The organism is Arthrobacter sp. Hiyo1 (genome assembly GCF_001263615.2).
In the GTDB taxonomy this organism is placed as follows: domain Bacteria; phylum Actinomycetota; class Actinomycetes; order Actinomycetales; family Micrococcaceae; genus Arthrobacter.
Genome location: NZ_DF952468.1, coordinates 997331 through 1000407, shown reverse-complemented (window position 1 = coordinate 1000407; position 3077 = coordinate 997331). Strand labels below are relative to the sequence as shown.

The 3077-nt window shown below is 61.4% G+C and carries 3 protein-coding genes, 1 tRNA gene and 1 pseudogene; all 5 read right to left on the bottom strand.

The features are described 5' to 3' along the window. Window positions 1–7: 7 nt before the first annotated feature. The gene (locus tag AHiyo1_RS04470) at window positions 8–535 is read right to left on the bottom strand and encodes a methyltransferase family protein (RefSeq protein WP_059387757.1); all 528 of its coding nucleotides are present in this window, start codon (window positions 533–535) and stop codon (window positions 8–10) included. A gap of 117 nt (window positions 536–652) precedes the next feature. After that, window positions 653–725, bottom strand: a tRNA-Val gene (locus AHiyo1_RS04465). A gap of 81 nt (window positions 726–806) precedes the next feature. Continuing rightward, window positions 807–1738 (bottom strand): annotated as a pseudogene (locus AHiyo1_RS04460) (Sir2 family NAD-dependent protein deacetylase). A gap of 5 nt (window positions 1739–1743) precedes the next feature. Further along, window positions 1744–2247 carry a peroxiredoxin gene (locus AHiyo1_RS04455; protein WP_059387756.1) on the bottom strand — a complete coding sequence of 168 codons (504 nt, stop codon included), beginning with the start codon at window positions 2245–2247 and terminating at the stop codon, window positions 1744–1746. Beyond that, window positions 2244–2666, bottom strand: a complete 423-nt coding sequence (locus AHiyo1_RS04450) for a DUF3052 domain-containing protein (RefSeq protein ID WP_059387755.1) — start codon at window positions 2664–2666, stop codon at window positions 2244–2246. The genes AHiyo1_RS04455 and AHiyo1_RS04450 overlap by 4 nt, the downstream gene beginning before the upstream one ends. Window positions 2667–3077: the final 411 nt, after the last annotated feature.

The following is a 3077-nucleotide window of genomic DNA, read 5'->3' as shown; positions in this document are numbered from 1 at the left end:
CCCGACGCTAGCGTGGCTGCTGCCAGGGAGTGAGCCGTGGCAGCCAGCGGGGGACGTTGGCACGGTAGTCCTCATACTCGGCGCCGAACTTGCGGGCCAGGGTGGGCTCCTCATACAACCTGACGAAAGCCACCACGCGAACTGCGCCCAAGGCCGCGAGGCCGAACAGCTTTGGCTGTCCCAGCACGAGGCCCTGCCCGACGATCGCGGCGCCAATGCCCACGTAGATGGGATTCCGCACGAACCTGTAGAAACCACTGACCACAAGGTTCTTCGGCGGCGCAAAGGGCGCAGGCGTTCCCAATCCTTCAAGGGCGAACCGCGCGAAAGAATTGGTAATCACCGCCGCGCCGGCGCCGATCAGCAGAACACCTGTGCACTGGGCCGCCAGTCCGCCCGGCACAGGCTGTTGCACCCTCCAGCGGGTCACAAACCATGGCAACAGACCGGCCGCGGTAGCCGGAGCGACGGCGAACACCGCCGTACCGATTTTCGCCAGCGTCTTGTCGCGCGCTGCATCTCCGGACGCTGTCATGCTGCCATTCTGAACCGGCAAACGACTGGCCACAACCATCGGGACCCTAGGGCCCTGGAATAAAAAGAAAAGAGCCCCTGAGCTGCATTTCCGCAGTTCAGGAGCTCTTCTTCTCGGTGGGTCCTACCGGGATCGAACCGATGACATCCACGGTGTAAACGTGGCGCTCTACCAGCTGAGCTAAAGACCCAAAACACTGATTTCGGCACCCTCGGCGCTTCAACCAACGAACATGTACTCTACCGGATCAATCGCCCGGAACACTAATCGACTACTTGGATGGCAGCAGATCGGGAAGCTCAGCGGCAAGCCAGGCCAACGCGCCACTGACTCCTACTTCCACTTTGAGGTCCGCGAAACCGTCACCGCGGGTCGGTCCACGGTTGATGATCACTACCGGCTTGCCGAGTTTGGCTGCGTGCCGCACGAACCTCAGCCCGCTCATGACAGTCAACGAAGAACCCGCCACGAGCAACGCCCCGGCTTCGTCAACCATGGAATAGGCACGCTGGACCCGGCCCTTGGGCACATTTTCACCGAAGTACACGAAGTCGGGCTTGAGCGTCCCCCCGCACACGGGACAAACAGCAACGACGAAGGAACGGATGAGTTCGGGATCCTCCACCGAGGCATCGGCGTCCGGTGCCATTTCCACGACGCCGGAAGCCTGGGCGGCTTCGAGGAAACCGGGATTGATTTCCTCCAGAATCGATGCCACGAGCCGCCGGGTAAACAGGTGCCCCTCATCAAGGCAGATCACGCGATCATAGCGGCCGTGCAGGTCCACCACGTTAATGCTGCCGGCGTCCTCGTGCAGCCGGTCCACGTTCTGCGTGATGAGCCCCGTCATCAGCCCGCGCCGCTCAAGGAGGCGACGGCGGCGTGCCCGGCATTGGGGTCCGCATGCCGGAGGTGCGACCATCCGAGGTGGTTCCTCGCCCAGTACCGGCGCCGGTTGGCCGGGCTTCCGATGAATTCCTGGTAGGTCATGGGATTCCGCGGCGCGGCTCCAGGGCCGCGGTAGTCAGGGATTCCGGAGTCCGTGCTCAGTCCGGCTCCGGTCAAGACAGCAAGCCGCTTGCCACCGAGAACCCCGGCGGCTCGGCGGAGAACGTCCACCTCGTCCGCATCCAACTCAACCGTCGAGGCCGGCGGAAGTATGGCGAAGCCAGTCATTCCGACGCCGGGCCGTTGGGCGCTCATCGCCGTTAGACCTGGCCAAGTGCGGACAATGCCTCGCGGTATTCCGCCAGGTCGCGTGCCTGCCCGCGCGGATTGACGACGACGTAACGGATGATCCCCGCGGCATCGATGATGAAAGTGCCCCTCAACGACATGCCGGTAGCTGGATCAAACACGCCATACTTCTCGGCTACTTCCCCGTGCGGCCAGAAGTCGGCCAAGAGATCGAACTCGTAGCCTTCCTTTTCCGCATAAGCCCGCAAAGCGAACTTGCTGTCCACCGACACCCCGAGGACCGTGGCGTTCGCATGTTGGAAAATACCCAGATTGTCGCGGATCTCGCACAGCTCCCCGGTGCAGATTCCAGAGAAGGCGAAGGGATAAAACACCACCACCACGTTCCGGCCGCGAAGCCCGGACAAGCGGACCGGCTCCCCGAACTGGTTCACGAGCTCAAAGTCCGGGGCTTCCTGGCCCACAACGGGAACTCCCGGACGCAGCCCGGAAGGGTTCAACTTCGTGTGTGTCACTTGTTCTTCTTGCGCGCTACAAGCCGTGTTGCGCTCCAGTCCTTGGAGACGCCTGCGGAGGTAGTGCAGTGCAAGCCGGCCGTAGGAGCAGCGTCCTGAATATCCGAGGGCGAGACGTAGTTGTCGCGACCCGACTTGGGGGTCAGCACCCAGACAACACCGCCTTCACCCAAGGTGGTCAAAGAATCAACTAGTGCGTCGACAAGGTCTCCATCACCATCGCGCCACCAGAAAATGACCGCATCCACTACCTCGTGATCGTCTTCGTCAAGCAGCTCGGAACCCGTGAGTTCCTCAATGTCATCACGCAAATCGAAATCGACATCATCGTCGTAACCGAGTTCCTGAATTAGATCCCCATCTTTGAAACCCAATCTTTCCGCCACATTTACCGATGTGGCGGCGTCGGCCTCGCTCACGTTTCCTCCTCTTGAAGTGATTTCGATTACTACAAGCCAACACCCTTTGGGCGTGTGCTTCAAGCCATTGTCCCGCGTTCCACCATTATCCGCGCCCCAGCCACGGCTTAAGCCATGGCCAGGATCGGGGCTACAGCCATGACTACGGCTGCAAGTGCCTACGATGTAACAGCTTGAGTGTGACATACAACGCCTTCACGACCGCGCGGCTACGCATCGCGGCTCGTACAAAGCTACAGTGGCCATTGAAGACTTTGGCTGCAGGGCAACCGCCCGCCGCGAATAGCGCAGCTTGAGCTCAAGAGAACCTGCCCGGCGCACATGACCGGGCTGTTGTAACCGATATGTCGCACACGCCGCGTTCATGACGGGCAGTTACCCTGCCGGACCTGAGGCGACGATGAATGCGCC

What these genes read in the sequence shown, in the direction of transcription:
- AHiyo1_RS04470 (WP_059387757.1), bottom strand. Translation starts at nt 535, where the DNA reads ATGACAGCGTCCGGAGATGCAGCGCGCGACAAGACGCTGGCGAAAATC.